The organism is Actinomycetospora aeridis, assembly GCF_037400275.1.
Taxonomy (GTDB): Bacteria; Actinomycetota; Actinomycetes; order Mycobacteriales; family Pseudonocardiaceae; genus Actinomycetospora; species Actinomycetospora aeridis.
In genome coordinates this window covers 156,973-173,305 of sequence record NZ_JBBEGL010000008.1, presented here as the reverse complement: position 1 = coordinate 173,305, position 16,333 = coordinate 156,973, and the positions used below count along the sequence as shown (strand labels likewise).

Genomic DNA, 16,333 nt, shown 5'->3' with positions numbered 1-16,333 from the left:
AGGACCCATCATGAGCACCCACCCGATCGCCCGGGCCGCCGCCACGGCCGCCCTGGGCCTCGCCGGGCTCGCCGCGCCGGCTGGCACCGCCGCCGCGGACCCCCTGCTCCCCGAGGAGCCCCAGGGCTCGACCGACCCCGCGGACTACACCAGCGCGGGCGTCGAGAGCGCCGAGCAGCCGGAGCAGCCGTACTTCGACGGCGGCCCGGTGAACAGCGGGATCGAGACCGTGTACGGCTTCGTCGGCGCACCCGCCGACGGGCTCCTGTCCGGCAACCTGCCCATCCCGCACAGCCAGGACTAGTCCGACCGTCGTATGTGGGTGAAATTGTGGGCTGTAGCCCACAATTTCACTCACATACTCCGTTCGGCCCGGGCCGGTTCGGGGACGAGGAGGCGGGCGAGGGACTCGGCCTGGTCGCGGATCTCGGGGATCGCGGTGGTCTCGTAGAGGTCGCCGCGGCGGGTCGCGCCGAGGGTGAACAGCCGGCGCTCGGCACCGGTGAGGGCGCCGTCGGGGTCGGTGTCGAACCCCAGGCCGAGCGGGTGCGGGCGCGCGTGGCCCTCACGCAGCAGCGAGCGCACGAGCGGGTCCGACACCGCCGTGACGTCCTCCTGCGCGCCCACGCAGGGCAGGACCCTGTCCACCTCCACCAGGTCGTCCACCCCCTTCGTCGGCTCCCGCAGGCGCACGACGAGCCGGGCGCCGACCGCGTCGATCTCGTGCACGGTCGCCGACCGGATCTGCAGCCGGCCCGCGACCGTCAGGTGCCGCAGCTCGTCGGCCACCGCCGGCGCCATCCGGTGGCGGTGGATCTCCCAGCGCCGCGCGTGCTCGGTGAGGAAGCGCGCCCGCTCGTCGAGCGACAGCGAGCGCCACAGCCCCGGGATCACCGGTCGCAGGCCGTCGACGACGTCGCGCCACCGGTCGGGGGCGGCGGCGATCCGCAGGTGCACGGCGTCGACGATCTCGTCGAGATCCAGGTCGTCGTCGGGGGTGACGACGGGGTCGACGACGCTGCCGGGGGTCCGGGAGTGGGCGCGCGGCGCGAACCCGGACCGGGAGACCGCGAGCAGCCGCACCCGGCGGTCGGCGCGGGCGATCGAGAGCGCCGCGTCCACCATCGTCAGCCCCGTGCCCAGCAGCACGACGCGCTGGTCGCCCGACGCGTCGAGCGCGCCGTCGCGCCATGGGTCGACGACCATCCCGGGGTGGGCGAGCGCGTCGTCCGTGGCGCCCGGGGGACGCTCCACGCCGAAGGGCCCGGTGGCGAGCACCACGCGGTCGCCGTGCACGGCGCGCCCGTCGGCGAGGTCGACGTCGACCCCGCGCGGGCGCATCGTCGCGCCGACCGCGCGTCCGGGCACGACCTCGAGGTCGACGAGGGAGCGGTCCGTGGCGGCGCGGACGTCGAGCAGGGTGTCGGCGAGGTAGGACCCGAACGCCCAGCGGGGTGCGAACTCGGCGTCGCGGTCGTCGCGGGGGTCGTCGGGATCGGTCAGCGCCGAGGAGTCCCGGGCCGCGAGCCAGTCGGGGAAGGTCCGGTCGGCGCCGGCGAGGGTGAGCGACGACGCCGGCACGTTCAGCCGGTGCCAGGGCCGGCCGGTCGCGTACGCGACGCCGCGGGCGGGTGCGCCGTCGCCGACCCACGTGACGCGCAGGGGGCGCCGGGTCCCGCGCGCGACGCGCAGGAGCTCGATCACGACGAGCGTGCCGGCGGCGCCGTTGCCGACCACGACGACCGACGGGGTGTCCTCGGTGCTGCTCACAGGGGTCCTCGAAGCATGGGGTGCCCGCGGCAGGACCTGCGGGCGCGAACGGATCTCGGAGCGGGGGAGAGGTCAGGCCCGACAGGCCTGGCTCGCGAGACGCGCGTGATCGAGGTGGCGGCGGCGGGTCAGGGCCACACCGGCGCGTGGAGGCCGGGCGCGATCCAGCGCACGCGTCCCGGGCACGAGGTCATCGTGCCCGATCCTCCTCGCGAGGTGAACCGCCTGCGACGCGCGCCGCATCCCGTCCGAGAGATCCGATGTGAATCCCACGTGAGGGGGCCTGTACGGCCGTTCGGAGGACCATGGCATGCTCCCGCCCCATGGCCATGGTCCGTCTGGTGCAGCGACTGCACCTCGACCTCGGCCGCCTCGGGTCCACCTTCTGTTGTTGCTGACCCGCACCGCGTAGATCGCTCCCCGTCGAGGACCCCGAATCCTCGGCCCGGCCCTCCGGCCCTCCCGCTCTCCCCGCGGACGCATCGCCGCGTCCCGCTTCCCGGCGCCTGCGCGCGCACCCCGGTCGCTCCCCCTTCCGTCCGGGCCCACCCGAGGACGTCCCGTGGACTCTCCTGGCTCTGCCGCCGTCACCTCGACGGCTACACGACGTGCCCGAGCGGCGACGTGGCGTGCGAACAGCTCGTCGCGGTCCGTGCTCGGCTCGGTCCCGCGCGGCGTGGCCGAGCTCGGCGGCGTGACCCGGCTCGCCGGTCAGGTGGTGTGGAGCGCGGTCCGGCACCCGCGCGGCTACTGGACCGAGACCCGCGACGAGATGTTCCGCGTCCTGACGCGGTCGGCGGTGCCGATGGTGCTCGCGGTGTTCACGTTCGCGCTGATGATCGGCATCCTCGGGCTGAACTTCCTCAACCTGCTCGGCGCCGCGTACCGCTACGGCCAGTACTTCTTCATCGTCAACACCCGCGACTTCACGCCGTGGATCAACTCCATGGTGGTCGCCGGGATCGTCGGCACCGCGCTGTGCGCCGACCTCGGGGCCCGCCGCATCCGCGAGGAGATCGACGCGCTGGAGGTGCTCGGGCTCGACCCCGTGCGCGAGCTGGTGCTGCCGCGGGTGCTGTCGATCTCGCTGCTCACGCCGCTGCTCATGACCGTCAGCCTCGTCATGGGCATCGTCGGCGGGCTCTACAGCACGGTGACCTACGGCGACGTCCCCGCCGCGGACTACTGGGAGACGTTGTTCAAGAACCTGACCTCGGTGGAGATGGTCGTCGCGGTCGGCAAGAGCCTGCTGATCGGGTTCGTCACCGGTGTCGTCTGCGCCCACAAGGGCCTGACCGCCCGGGGCGGCTCGATCGGCGTGGGCCGGGCGGTCAACGAGGCCGTGGTCCTGTCCTTCGTCCTCGTCTTCCTTGTCGACTTCGCGGTCAACCTCACCGCGCTCGGCCTGTTCCCGGAGATGGGGTCGGTCCGATGAGCACGCGCGAGGTCGAGGTCGACCCGTCGGCCGTCGGGCGCAAGGTCTCGGAGCTGCTGGCCAACGCCGCGGCGATGGTGCGCTTCTGGGGGCAGGTGCTGCGGACGATCCCGCACGCCGCCCGCACGTTCCCGACCGAGGTGATCCGGCAGGGCGCGATCCTCGTGGTCTCCAGCGGCCTGGTCATCTGGTTCATGGAGTTCCTGATCGGCGTGATCTTCACCGTGCAGGGGCACTACACGACCCGCCAGTTCGGGGCCTCCGGCTACGTCGCGATCTTCCCGGGCTACGCCGGGCTGCGGACGTGCGCGCCGGAGATGTGGGGCTGGATCCTCTCGGCCAAGGTCGGCTGCGGGTTCGTCGCGGAGCTCGGCTCGATGCGCGCGAACGAGGAGGTCGACGCGCTCGAGGTGATGGGCGTCGACCCCGTCTCCTATCTCGTCAGCACGCGGGTCCTCGCGTCGATCATCGTCATGCCGTTCCTGTTCATCGTGGGGCTGGGCCTGCTCTACCTCGGCGCGTTCCTCATGGGCACCCAGGTGCTGGGGTCGGTCTCGCCCGGCGGCTTCCTGCAGGTCCTCTGGGCGTTCCAGAGCCCGCTCGACCTGCTGTTCTCCATGATCTGGACGATGGCGCTCGGCGTCGTCGTCGTCCTCGTCGGCTGCTGGTACGGCTTCACGGCCACCGGCGGGCCCGTGGGCGTCGGGCAGAACACGGCCCGCTCGATGGTCGTGAACATGGTCCTGGTCAGCCTCGTCGGGCTGTTCTTCCAGCAGCTGTTCTGGGCCGGTTTCCCCAACGCCCCCGTGGCGAATTGATCCGGAGCGCCACCGTGACGATCCACGACGAACCCACCACCCGCCTCCCGCGCGGCGAGACCTCCGGGGCCGCCGTCGAGCTCGAGGGCGTGCGCAGGTCCTTCGGCGGCACCCCCGTGCTCGACGGCCTCGACCTGCGCATCACCGAGGGCGCGATCACCACCGTGCTCGGCCCCTCGGGTACCGGGAAGAGCGTGCTGCTCAAGCACATCATGGGCCTGCTCGAACCCGACGAGGGTCGCGTGCGGGTCTTCGACCAGGACATCTGGCAGCTCCGGGAGAGCGAGCGTCGCGCCCTGCGCACCCGCTTCGGCGTGCTGTTCCAGGACGGCGCGCTGTTCGGCTCCATGAACCTCTTCGACAACGTCGCCTTCCCCCTGCGCCGCCACACCCAGCTCGACGAGGACGAGATCGAGGAGAAGGTGATGGCGCGGCTGCGCGAGGTGGGCCTGGAGAGCTCGCTCGGCAAGGCGCCCAACGAGATCTCCGGCGGGATGCGCAAGCGGGCCGGCTTCGCCCGGGCCCTGATCATGGAGCCCGAGATCCTGCTGTTCGACGAGCCGGACTCCGGGCTCGACCCTGTGCGCACCAGCCTGCTCAACGACCTCGTGCTGTCGATCCACGGCGAGCAGGGCGGCACGTACGTGCTGGTCACCCACGACATCCACACCGCCCGCAAGGTCTCCGACGACGTCGGGGTCCTGCACGAGGGACGGCTGGTGCACTTCGGGCCGGCGGCCGAGGCCTTCGACTCGGGCGACGCGTTCGTGCGGCAGTTCCTCAACGGCGAGTCCGACGGCCCGCTCGGGATGGACTGACCATGGCCGACCGTCGCACCGCCACCGTGGTGCTCGCCGTCCTCGTCACGCTGATCGCCGCGGCCGGGGTGGCCACCGCCGCGACCGCCGTGGCCGCGCCCTACACACTCCAGGTCGTCATGCCCTCCGCTCTCGGGCTCACCGAGGGCACGCCGGTCGAGGTCGACGGGCAGCAGGCGGGCGAGATCGCCGAGCTCGCCGCCCGCGGCGACCGGGCGATCGCCACCGTCGAGATCACCGACGACGAGCACGTCGCGCTCCCGCTGCACGCCGGCACCGTCGTGCGCGTCGAGTCCCGCTCGGTGCTCGGCGAGCGCTACCTGCAGGTCGAGCCCGGGCCCGCCGACGCCGCCGAGCTGCCCGACGGCGCGCTGATCCCGGCCGGGGCCGCGCAGGTCACGCTCGAGGACGTCCTCGGCGCGCTCGACCCCCCGACCCGCGCGCGCCTGGCGTCCACGGTCCAGCAGCTCGACGGCACGCTGCGGGGCCGCGAGCGCGACGTCAACGAGACCCTGCGGACGGCGGGCCCGACGGTCGAGGCGCTGGGCTCGGTCCTCGACGCCGTCGGCCGCGACGGCCCGGCGATCCGCGAGCTGATCACCGACGCCCAGCAGGTCACCGGCGTGCTCGCCGAGCGCCGCGCCGCCGTCGAGGGCACGGTGCGCGACCTCGGGACGCTGACCGACGCCGTCGCGGCCCGCCAGCAGCAGCTCACCGACGGCCTCGCCGAGCTGCCGGGCGCCCTCGACGCCGCCCGCGGTGCCCTCGACCGGGTGCCCGCGGCGACCGACGCCGCGGTGCCGGTGCTCGACGACCTGCGCCCGGCCGCGGCGCGCCTGCCCGGGGTGGCGTCGAACCTGCGCCCCGTCCTGACCGACCTGCGCTCCACCGCCGCACAGCTGCGCTCGACCCTCGAGGCCGCCGACGTGCTGCTCGCCGACACCCCCGGCCTGCTCGACCGCACGCACCACACGGTCCCGCAGCTCACCGAGGCGGTGCGGCAGGCGTCGCCGGCGGTCGCGTTCCTGCGGCCCTACAGCCCCGAGATCGCCGGGTTCCTCGGCAACTGGGGCAACTTCTTCTCCTCCTACGACGCCAACGGCCACGTCGCCCGCGCCCTGTTCACCGCCGGACAGACGTCGCTGAACAACCAGCCCCCCGCGCCGCCGTTCGGCGGGGTGGTCGACCGCAGCCCGGCGCCCGGCACCTCCGGCGGCGAGCCCTGGACCGACGCGAACGGAGACGGTGCCCGATGAACCGCACCGACGAGATGGGTCGAGCTCCGCTCCGCCCCGTCTCCCGCCCACTGCGTCTCGCCCTCACGCTGCTCGTGGCCGTCGGCCTGGTCGGCGCTACCACCGGTGCCGTGCTGCGCAGCGAGGCCGCTTCTCCCTCCGGACGCGTCGAGGCGCTGTTCGCCGACGCGAGCCCGCTGCGCGCGGGCAACGAGGTCCGGATGTACGGCGTGCGGGTCGGGCTGATCGAGGAGATCGTCCTCGACCCGCCCGCGCCCGGCGGGCACCGTCTCGCCCGGATCGTCATGGACGTCGAGCCGGAGGCCCAGCAGCTGCACGCCGACGCGACCGCCGCGATCCGGCCGGTCTCGCTGCTGGGGGAGCGGTTCCTCGACCTCTCCCCGGGCAGCCCGCAGGCGCCGGCCGCGGACGACCCCGCCGTCATCGGCCCGGAGCGCACCTCGCGCGCCGTGGACGTCGACGACGTGCTCAACACCTTCGACGACCCGACCGCCGCGGCGCTCGCGTCGATGGTCACGACGCTCGGCGAGGGCCTGCGCGGGCGGGGGCCGCAGGCCGCGGCCGCGCTCGACGCGCTCGCCCCCGCGCTGGCGCGCACCGACCGCCTCACGGCCGTGCTCGACGACCAGAACGCGGCACTGAACCGCATGATCGACGACGGGTCGCGGGTGTCGGCGGCGCTGGCCGACCGCGACGGCGCCACGCTCGACGAGCTCGTCGACACCACGCGCCGCACCGTCGACGCGGTCGCCGCGCAGCGCGAGGCGCTCGACCGGACGCTCGTCGCGCTGCCCGACACCGTGGCGGCCACCCGGCGCACCCTGGGCGAGCTCGCCGGGACCGCCGACGCCACCACGCCCGTGCTGCGCTCGATCCGCCCGGTGACCCGGGACCTGGGCGCGCTGAGCCGGGAGCTGCGGGAGTTCTCCGACGCCGCCGACCCCGCCCTCGGCGCGCTGCCCCCGGTGATCGACCGCCTCGACACCCTGCTCGACCAGGCCCGCCCGGCGGTCGCCGATCTGCGTCCCGCCGCGGACGACCTGCGCTCGGTCGCCGGGTCGGTGCGGCCGATCGGGGAGACGGTGCTCTCCCACGAGCGCGGCGTGCCCAGCAACCTCGAGCTCGCGATGAGCGGCATCGCGGACTGGGCCATGGCCACCAGCGGTTACGACGGCGTCTCCCACTACTTCCGCGGGGTCGCCGTGGTCACCCCCACCACCCTGTGCAACATCGGTGCGGGCGCCCTGCCGCCCGGCACGATCCCCGGGAACGCGCCGCTGTGCCCCGCCGCGCCGGGCGGGCTGAGCCTGCCCGCGCTGCCCGGCGCCGACGCGGTGCCCGGGGGTGAACCGGGGGCCGCCGGTCCCGGAACGGGCGACGACAACGCCACCGGCCTCTCGCCCGAGCAGGAGCGCGGCCTCGTCGACCAGATGCTCGGAGGCGGTCGCTGATGGCCCCGTCTTCCCGTCCCGGGACCCATGCGGCCGCCGAGCGGCGCCGCACCCTCACCGTCGGCGTGGTGGTGCTCGTCCTCGCCGCCCTGCTGCTCGTGGTCGTGTTCACCGCGAACCGCGGCCACCTGCCCGGCGAGCCCACCACCACGGTGCGCGTCGCGTTCGCGGACATCGGGCAGACCGACACCAACTCCGAGGTGCGCCGGGGCGGCGAGCGGATCGGACAGGTCTCCGACGTCACCATCTCCGGCGGGCGGGCCGTCGCGACCCTGACGCTGATCGGGGACGTGCCCGTCCACGCCGACGCGCGGGCCGAGATCCGCGACCAGTCGGCGCTCGCGCAGAAGTACGTCGAGCTCATCCCGGGGAGCCCCGACGCGCCGCGGCTCGAGGGCGTGCTCCCGGTCGAGCGCACAGAGTCCAGCCACGACCTCGCCGACCTGCTCGACGTGTTCGACGTGCCGACGCGGGAGGCCCTGCGCTCGACCGTGCGGGAGGTCGGCAGCGGGCTCGCCGGGCAGGGTCCCGGGCTCGGACGCTTCGTCGGTGCCGCCCCCGGGATGCTCGACGACCTCGGCACCGTCTCCGGGGCACTCGCCGACCCCGCGGCCGACCTGCCCGGGACGCTGCGTTCGGGCGCGTCGCTCGCCGGGCATCTCGAGCCCGCGTCCGCCGAGCTCGCCGGGCTCCTCGCGCAGAGCCGCGACACCCTCGACGCGCTCTCCACCGACGGCGGCGAGCCGCTCGGGGGCACGGTGCGCGAGGCCGCGGACACGCTGCCCGCGCTGCGCACCGCCGCCGACGACCTGTACGCGCCGCTGGCCGACACCGGCTCGGCGATGCGCACGCTCGGACCGGGCGCCGCCGCGCTCGGCGACGGCACGCCGGACCTGCGCGGCACGCTGCGGGAGGCCGTCGGCCCGCTGCGGAAGGTGCCCGACGTCGCCGACCGCGCCGACCCCGCGCTCGCCGACCTCACCGAGACCCTCGCCGCCGCGCGCCCGTTCGTCCCGCGTCTGGGCGAGGGGCTGCGCAACGCCGCCGAGCCGCTGTCGGTGCTCTCGCGCTACACGCCCGACATCGCCCTGTTCAGCCGCACGTTCAGCAGGCTGAACACCAGCCACGACGGGTTCCGGCACCAGTTCCGGATCTTCCTGTCGGCGCCCGGGCCGGCGTCGCTGTCCGGCCTGCCGCGGGGGCTCGGCGACGCCCCGACCAACCCCTACCCCGAGCCCGGGACCGCCTCGGACGACCGGGACTCGAACGGCGCGCTCGTGCCCGGAGGCGACCGATGAAGCCGACCCCCGTCCGCGCCGGTCTCCTGCTGGTGGTCGTCGTCGTCGCCGTCTTCGGGCTCGTCTTCGCGAAGACCTCGCTGGTCACGACCCTGCGTCCCGGCGACGAGCTCGTGCTCGAGACCGCCGGCGACTACAAGCTCGAGGCCGACAGGAGCGAGGTCAAGATCGCGGGCACGCCGGTGGGCGTCGTCGCCGACGTCGAGCAGATCGGCCCGGGCCGCGTCGACATCACCCTGAAGCTCGACCCCGGGGCGGCCGAGAAGCTGGGCACCGCCCCGCGCGCCGACATCCGCCCGACGACCGTGCTGGGCGGCACGTACTACGTCGCCCTCGTGGCGGGCGGCGGCCCGGGTGAGCCCGAGGGCGGGCGCATCCCGACCGAGCGCACCACCACGCCCGTCGAGCTGGACGCCGTGCTCGCGGCGATCCCGCCGGACGCGCAGCGCTCGTTGCAGCGCACGTTCGGGCTGCTCGACGACACCCTGCGCCCCGGACGGGAGCCGATCCGCGACCTGCTGGCGACGGCCCCGCGCACGCTCGTGCCGGCCGGGCAGGCGCTCGACGCGCTGCGCGGCGAGCGGCCCGACACCGACCTCGCCGCGCTGGTCACGGACTTCGACAGCACCGCGAGGGTGCTCTCGGCGCGCGACGGCCAGCTCGCCGAGGTGCTCGAGTCGTTCGGCGCGACCGCGAACGTCCTCGCGCGCGAGAGCCGGCCGGTCGCCGACACCGTCGCGACGATGCCCGAGACGCTGCGTGCGGTGCACCGCGGCGCCGACGACCTGTCGGGCACCCTCGACCGCATCCCGCCGACGGCCGAGGACATCCACCCGGCGGTGCGCGAGCTCGACCCGCTGCTGGCCGACCTCGACCCGGCGCTGGTCGACACCCGCGCGCTCCTGGCGCAGCTGCGCCCGGCCCTCGACGACGCCCGCCCGCTCGTGGAGGACCTCGTGCCCACGACGCGGACCGGCTCCCGGGTGCTCGACGACGTCGCCGACCCGGTGTTCGAGCGCGTCAACGGTCCGATCCTGGGCGCCCTCAACGCCCCGTTCGAGGGTCAGGGGCCGAAGTATCCGGGCGGCGGGGGGACCGGTCAGCCGCTCTACGCCGAGCTCGGCTACGCGCTGACCAACCTCAACGGCACGATCAAGACCTACGACGGGAACGCCGGCATGATCAGTTTCCAGCCGGGTCTCGGCACGGCATCCCTGCTCAACGCCCCGGGCGGGCTGGACGGCCTGCTGGAGCGGCTCTCGCGCGAGGGCGGGCCGCCCCTGCTGCCCGGCGGCGCCGAGGGCGGTGGCGACCGGGGCGGACCGAGCCCGCTCGGTCTCCCGCTCGGGGGCGGGCGATGAGCGCGCGGACGTCCCTGCGCCGCACGTGGCGGCGGCTGCGCCGCGTGCCGGGGCTCGGCCGTGACGTCCTGGTGCTGGTGGGCGTCGCCGCCCTCGGCGTCACCGCGGCCGTGATCATCCTGTCGCAGCTGGACGTCGTGCCCCCGTGGAGCGGGTACCGCGAGATCAAGGTGGAGGTGACCGACGCGGTCGCCGTGAGCCCGGGCAATTCGCAGGAGGTCCGGATCGCCGGCGTGCCCGTCGGGCTGATCGAGGATGCGGAGGCCACCGACCACGACACGTCGATCCTGACGCTGTCGATCGAACCGGGGCACCCGATCTTCGACAACGCGCGGGCCGTCCTACGGCCGAAGAACCCCCTCAACGAGATGTACGTGTCGCTCGCACCGGGCGGCCCGCCGGGGCGGGAGCTCGGGGCCGACGACGTCCTGCCGGCGACCCAGACCCAGCGACCCGTGCAGGTCGAGGAGGCGCTCGGCGGGCTCGACGAGCGCTCCCGCACGGCGATGACCGCGCTCATCTCGGAGTCCGACGAAGCGCTCGCCCGGGCCCCGCAGGCGCTGCCGGCCGGGCTCGACGCCACCAGCGCGACCCTCGACCGGCTGCGCCCGGTGGTCACCGCGCTGGCCGAGCGCCGGGACAACATCCGCCGACTGGTCGGCACGCTCTCGCGTGTCGCGACCGCGGCGGGGCGCGACGACGCCCGCCTGACCTCGCTGCTCGACTCCACGCAGGCGACCCTGGCGACGCTCACCCGCCGCGACGACGAGCTCGCGCGCACCCTCGAGCAGCTGCCCGGTCTCTCGGAGGACCTGCGCCGCGCGCTGGCCAGCACGTCGACGCTCACCGACGAGCTCGATCCCACCCTCGACGAGCTGCGCGCGGCCGCCCCCGAGCTGCCCTCGGCGCTGGCGCGGTTCGGGGACACCGCGGGCTCGCTGCGCGACGTCGCCGGACGCGCGGCGCCGGTGGTGGGCGAGGCCCGCCCCGTGCTCGCCGACCTGCGGCCGGCGGTCACGGACCTGCGCGGGACCCTCGAGGACGTGCGCCCGGTGTCGCGCTGGGCCGACGACGCGACCGCGCAGGTCGCGCCGTGGATGTACGACCTGCAGGCCTTCTTCACCAACACCAACTCCGTGTTCAGCGTCGGCGAGCCCGGCGGGCGCCGGATCGGCCGCGGCCACCTCTCGCTCGACCTGACCCAGCCCGACGGCGTGCTGCCCCCGGCCCGCGCCGGGACGAACACCTACCGCGACGGGGAGAGCCCGCTCGGGCCCTACCCCGCGGCCGGCTCGGGAGGGCCGCGATGAAGGCGATCAAGGTTCCCGCATCCGCCGTCGGCCACGGCCGGCTGGTCGTCGTCGTGGCGTTCACGCTCGCGGTCGTCCTGGTGCTGGCCTGGATGTGGTCGTTCACCGGCGTGAAGGTCCCGTTCTTCACCTCCGACCGCGCCTACGCGGTGTCCGCCGACGTCGACACCGTGCGCAACCTCGTGCCGTTCGCCGACGTGCAGATCGCCGGGGTCCGGGTCGGGGTGGTCGAGCGGATCACGGAGGCACCCGGCGGACGACGGCTCGAGCTGCGCTTCGACGAGGAGGCCGTGCCGCTGCACGAGGGCGCGTCGGTCCGCGTGTCGGAGAAGTCGCTCGCCGGCCAGTACTACGTCGACGTCGTCGACGGCACCGGCCCGCCCCTGGACAGCGGCACGGTGCTGCCGCCGTCCGGAGTGCGCCCGTCGGTGGACCTGCGTGACGTCCTGCAGGGGCTCGACGAGCCGACGCGGGCGTCGCTGGGTTCGATGCTGCGCGCGACGGGCGAGGGCACGGCGGGGCGCAGCGAGGACATCGGACGGCTGGTCACCGGCCTGACCCGGCTCGGCGACCACGGCGGCGACGCCCTCGACGGGCTGGCGGCGCAGTCGCAGGACCTGACGCGGCTGTCGAACGAGCTCGGCACGGTGTTCGCGACGGTCGACACCGACCGCGGGCGCATCGCGCAGGTGGTGCGCGACGCGAACCGGGTCACCGCGGCGACCGCCGGGCAGCGCGAGGCGCTGGAGGCGAGCGTGCGGCGCCTGCCCGGGCTGCTCGCCAGTACCCGCACCGCGTCCGGGGAGCTCTCGCGGCTCTCGGGCTCGCTCGCGCCGGTGGCGGCGGACCTGAACCGCGCCGCGCCGGACCTCGGGGCGGCGCTGCTCGAGCTGCCCGCGACCACCCGCGACCTGCGCGGGCTGCTGCCGTCGCTCGACGGCGTGCTCGACCGGGCGCCGGCCACGCTCGACCGGATCCCGGCGACGGGCGCCGACGTGCGGGCGTTCGTCGGGCCGGCCACCGAGATGCTGCGCGACCTGAACCCGGCGCTGCGCTACCTGCGCCCGTACGGCCCGGAGGCCGGGCAGTTCTTCGCCAACTTCGCCGCGGGCATGGACCACCCGACCGCGGACGGGCAGATCTACATCCCGCTGCAGGCGGTGGAGAACCCGTACGCGCTGCGGCCGAACCCGCTGCAGCTGCCGACCGGCGTCATCGCGGGCGAGAACGCCTACCCGGCGCCCGGCAGCCTCGACGACCGCGGTCCGCAGGGGCCGTTCCCGCGGGTCGAGCGGGACGGCGAGTGAGGGCGCGCGTCGTCGCGGCCGTCCTGTTGCTGGCGGTCGTCGCGGGGATCGGAGGCGGTCTCGCGCAGCTGCGCGTGGACACCGGGACCGAGCAGTTCCTGCCCGCGGGCGCGCCGTCGGTGCAGGCCACCGCGGACGCCGCGGCGGCCGTCGGCGGCGACCCGGTGGTGGTGCTGGCGCGCTCGCCCGTGCCGGCCGGGCTGCTCGCCGACCCCGACCAGCTGTTGCGGCTCCTGCGCCTCGAGGGCGGGCTCGCGAAGACCCCGGACGTCGCCGCCGTCTACGGGCCGGCGACGGTGCTCAACCAGGTCGTGGGGTCGGCGCGCGGCCTGCTGGCGCAGGTCGCGGGGCGCCGGGACGGTGCCCGGGAGGCGGCGCGGGCGGAGGCCGGGCGCGGCGGGGCCGCCCCGGCCGACGCCGCGCGCGCCGGCGACGACGCCGCGGCCGCGGTGGACCGGCGCTACGCGCCGCTGGTGGTCTCGGCGCTGCCCGCGGGCGTGCCGACGCTGCGCAACCCCGACTTCGTCCGCGCCGCGATCCTCGAGCCCGACGGCGCGCCGAAGCCGCGGTGGCGCTTCGTGGTGCCCACCGCCGACACCGTCGCCGTGCTCGTGCGCCCCCGCGCCGGGCTCGACCAGGCCGGGACCGGGGCGCTCGTCGACGCGATCCGCGCGCAGGCGTCCGGCGCGGGCCTCGCCGCCGAGGTGACGGTGGCGGGCGTGCCCGCGGTGACCTCCGGGCTCGCCCGCGCCGTCACCCGCGACCTGCCGCTGGTGGCGGGGCTGGTCGCGCTCGTCGTCGCCGCGCGCTTCTGGCTGGTGCCCGCGCTGGGCGGGTCTCGCCGGCAGCGGGTGCGGTCGGTGGCGTGGCCGCTCGGCGTCTCGGCGCTGGGCGCGAGCGTGGTGCCCGCCGCCGCGGGCTGGGCGGGCGTGCCGCTGTCGTTCGGCGCGCTGGCGCTGCTGCCGGCGCTCCTGGGCGTCGGCACCTCGTTCGTGCTCTACCTCGCGAGCGCCCGCGACCGGCGCCCGGTGGTCGCGCTCGGCCTCGCCGCGGCGGCGGGGTTCGGCGCGCTCGCGGTGTCGCCCCTGCCGTTCGTGCGCCAGCTCGGCGTGGTGCTCGGCCTCGGCGTCGCCCTCACCGTCCTCGCCGCCCTGTCCCTGCGCCGCTGGGCGCCTCGCGATGTCAGCGACGTGGCGTCGCAGACACCCAGTGTCCGAAATCCTCCGTCGATCATGAGGCGCCCGTGGCCGGGGCGTCTCGGGATCGTCGCCCTCGTCCTCGCCGCCGGGGGCTGGATCGGTCTCGGCGGGCTCGGGGTGACCGCGAACCCCCTCGACCTCGCCCGCGGCGTCCCCGAGCTCGAGGACGCGCGCGCGGTGGACCGGACGCTCGGGTCGTCGGGCGAGCTGTCGATCGTGCTGCGCGGGCCCGACGTGCTCTCCCCGGAGGCGTTCGCCTGGTCGCGGGCCGCGTCGCGGGGCGTCCTCGCCGCGCACGGCGACCGCGTGCGACCGGTCGTGAGCCTGTCCGACCAGCTCGGTTTCCTCGGCGACACCCCGACCGCCGGCCAGATCCGCGCCGGCGTCGCGCTCCTGCCCGACTACCTGCGCGACGCCGTGTCGACGCCCGACGGGCACCTCGCGCTCACGATCGTCGGGGTCCGCCTCGACGACGACCTCGGCGCGCAGGCCGACCTCGTCGACGCCGTGCGCGCGGAGCTCCCGCCACCCCCGCCCGGCTACACCGCCGACCTCGCCGGCCTGCCCGTCGCGGCCGCCGACGGCTACCGGGCGATCTCGGTCGAGCGTTACCTGGCGAACCTCACCGGAATCGCGGCGGCGGGCCTCGTGCTCGCGATCGGCCTGCGACGCCGCGGCGACGCGGTCCGCGCGGTGCTCGCGGCGCTGCTCGCCACCGGCTGGGGCTTCGCGCTCATGGCGGTCACCGGCACCGAGCCGACCACGCTGACCGTCGCGCTCGGCGCGCTGGTCGCGGTGGGCGCGAGCGAGTTCGTCGTGCTCCTGCGCCTCGACGCCGGAGCGAGGCACCGCCGCAGCGTCGCCGTCGCGGCGGCCACCGCGGCGGTCGGCTATGCGGCCCTCGCGGTCTCCGGCCTCTGGGTCCTGCGCGACCTCGCGCTGGTCCTCACCGTGAGCGTCGTCCTCGCCTACCTCGCGGCGCTGCTGGTCACGGGTCCGCCGACCCCGCGCCGCACCCCACCACCCGACCGCACCGACGCGACCCCCGACCCCGTCCGCACGGAGGTACCGGCGTGACCACGACCGACACCGACGCTCCCGTCCTCACCGAGCTCGACGCCCTGGACGACGAGACCGCCACCACCGACAGCACCGGCCCCGTCAGCGAGCTCGACGCGCTCGACGACCCGCGCCCGGCGCCCGATGCCGAGACGGACGCCGAACCGGAACCCGACCGGCCCTCCCGCGCCCGCCTGCTGGCCACGACGGCCCGCACCCGCGCCGCCGCCCTCGCCGCCCGCGTCCCCGGCGGCCGGTGGACGCGGCGCGCCGTCGCCGCGGTCCTCGTCCTCGCGCTGCTCGCCGGCGCCGGGTTCGCGGTGTACCGCTGGGCGACCGCCCTGCCCGACGACGCCGCCCTGCGCGTCGCCGACGGTGTCGTCACCGAGCAGGCCCTCGACCAGCGCGTACGGCTCTACGGCGCCCTCTACGGCATCGCGCCGCCCGGGGACGACGCCGGCCGGGACACGTTCCGCCGCGACACGGCCAAGGCCGTCGCGGTCAGCGAGGTCGTCGTCGGCGAGGCCGCCGCGCGCGGGATCACGGTGTCCGAGGCGGAGGTGTCCGGCCAGCTCGACCAGCTCGTCACCCGAAGCTTCCCGGCGGGCCGCGACGACTTCCTCGCCCGCCTGTCGCAGGTCGGCATCGGCGAGCGCGACGTGCTCGACGAGGTCCGCCGGCAGATGGTGACCTCCCGGCTCTACGAGCAGGTCGTGCGGGACGTGCCGCCGGTGACCGACCAGGACGTCGCCCGCGCCTACGACGAGCGCCGCGCGACGCTCACGACCCCCGAGCAGCGCCAGGTGCGCGCGATCGTGCTGAGCAGTCGCGACGACGCCGACGCGACGCTCGCCCGCCTGCAGGCCGGCGCCGACCCGGCCGTCGAGGCCACGCGATCGCTGGACCAGAGCACCCGGGGCACCGGCGGCGACCTCGGGCTGCTCGTGCGCGACCAGGTCGCCGCGCTCGACCCGGGCCTCGCCGACGCGGTGTTCACCGCCGCGCCCGGATCGTTCGTCGGCCCCGTCCCCCTGCAGCAGGCGTGGGTGGTCGCGCAGGTCACCGGCACGCGGGCGGGTAGCCCGCTGACGCCCGACCAGGCCCGCGACCCGCTGCGCGCCCAGCTCGGCGCCGAGCGTGCCGGGGCGCTGTGGAACACGTGGACCACCGACCGGCTGCGCCACGCCGACGTCGAGTACGCCGACGGCTACCGCCCCGCCGACCCGTTCGCCGCCCCCGCGCCGCGCTAGA

The 16,333-nt window shown here is 75.8% G+C and carries 13 protein-coding genes; 12 read left to right on the top strand and 1 reads right to left on the bottom strand.

The genetic code is table 11. The features are described from left to right. The first annotated feature begins 10 nt into the window (after positions 1-10). On the top strand, positions 11-304 hold the full coding sequence (locus WCD41_RS25665) for a hypothetical protein (RefSeq protein ID WP_337702340.1): 294 nt from the start codon (positions 11-13) through the stop codon (positions 302-304). A 50-nt stretch (positions 305-354) separates the two neighbouring features. On the opposite strand, the gene WCD41_RS25660 is transcribed toward WCD41_RS25665, so the two are convergent. Beyond that, positions 355-1,770, bottom strand: a complete 1,416-nt coding sequence (locus WCD41_RS25660) for an FAD/NAD(P)-binding protein (RefSeq protein WP_337717862.1) — start codon at positions 1,768-1,770, stop codon at positions 355-357. Positions 1,771-2,422: 652 nt separating this feature from the next. Here WCD41_RS25660 and WCD41_RS25655 point away from each other — a divergent pair. Genes WCD41_RS25655 through WCD41_RS25605 form a run of 11 tightly spaced genes read left to right on the top strand, consistent with a single transcriptional unit; the run spans position 2,423 to position 16,332 of the window. Continuing rightward, complete coding sequence (locus tag WCD41_RS25655; RefSeq protein WP_337717860.1) at positions 2,423-3,205, top strand: MlaE family ABC transporter permease; 783 nt, start codon at positions 2,423-2,425, stop codon at positions 3,203-3,205. After that, entirely contained in the window at positions 3,202-4,023 is an 822-nt protein-coding gene (locus WCD41_RS25650) for an ABC transporter permease (protein WP_337717858.1), read from the top strand. Before WCD41_RS25655 ends, WCD41_RS25650 begins: the two co-directional genes overlap by 4 nt. Before the next feature lie 14 nt (positions 4,024-4,037). Beyond that, a complete protein-coding gene (locus tag WCD41_RS25645; RefSeq protein ID WP_373695197.1) occupies positions 4,038-4,841 on the top strand; it encodes an ABC transporter ATP-binding protein in 804 nt (267 codons plus the stop codon). A gap of 2 nt (positions 4,842-4,843) precedes the next feature. Beyond that, on the top strand, positions 4,844-6,097 hold the full coding sequence (locus WCD41_RS25640; protein ID WP_337717856.1) for an MlaD family protein: 1,254 nt from the start codon (positions 4,844-4,846) through the stop codon (positions 6,095-6,097). After that, positions 6,094-7,548, top strand: a complete 1,455-nt coding sequence (locus WCD41_RS25635; protein WP_337717854.1) for an MlaD family protein — start codon at positions 6,094-6,096, stop codon at positions 7,546-7,548. Before WCD41_RS25640 ends, WCD41_RS25635 begins: the two co-directional genes overlap by 4 nt. Continuing rightward, entirely contained in the window at positions 7,548-8,846 is a 1,299-nt protein-coding gene (locus WCD41_RS25630) for an MlaD family protein (RefSeq protein ID WP_337717852.1), read from the top strand. The genes WCD41_RS25635 and WCD41_RS25630 overlap by 1 nt, the downstream gene beginning before the upstream one ends. Further along, positions 8,843-10,207, top strand: coding sequence for an MlaD family protein (locus tag WCD41_RS25625; RefSeq protein WP_337717850.1), 1,365 nt, complete (start codon positions 8,843-8,845; stop codon positions 10,205-10,207). Before WCD41_RS25630 ends, WCD41_RS25625 begins: the two co-directional genes overlap by 4 nt. After that, complete coding sequence (locus WCD41_RS25620) at positions 10,204-11,517, top strand: MCE family protein (protein WP_337717848.1); 1,314 nt, start codon at positions 10,204-10,206, stop codon at positions 11,515-11,517. The genes WCD41_RS25625 and WCD41_RS25620 overlap by 4 nt, the downstream gene beginning before the upstream one ends. Then, entirely contained in the window at positions 11,514-12,824 is a 1,311-nt protein-coding gene (locus WCD41_RS25615) for an MlaD family protein (RefSeq protein ID WP_337717846.1), read from the top strand. The genes WCD41_RS25620 and WCD41_RS25615 overlap by 4 nt, the downstream gene beginning before the upstream one ends. Beyond that, positions 12,821-15,100 carry an RND transporter family protein gene (locus tag WCD41_RS25610; RefSeq protein ID WP_337717844.1) on the top strand — a complete coding sequence of 760 codons (2,280 nt, stop codon included), beginning with the start codon at positions 12,821-12,823 and terminating at the stop codon, positions 15,098-15,100. The genes WCD41_RS25615 and WCD41_RS25610 overlap by 4 nt, the downstream gene beginning before the upstream one ends. Further along, positions 15,097-16,332 carry a peptidylprolyl isomerase gene (locus WCD41_RS25605; protein ID WP_337717842.1) on the top strand — a complete coding sequence of 412 codons (1,236 nt, stop codon included), beginning with the start codon at positions 15,097-15,099 and terminating at the stop codon, positions 16,330-16,332. Before WCD41_RS25610 ends, WCD41_RS25605 begins: the two co-directional genes overlap by 4 nt. Position 16,333 lies beyond the last annotated feature (1 nt).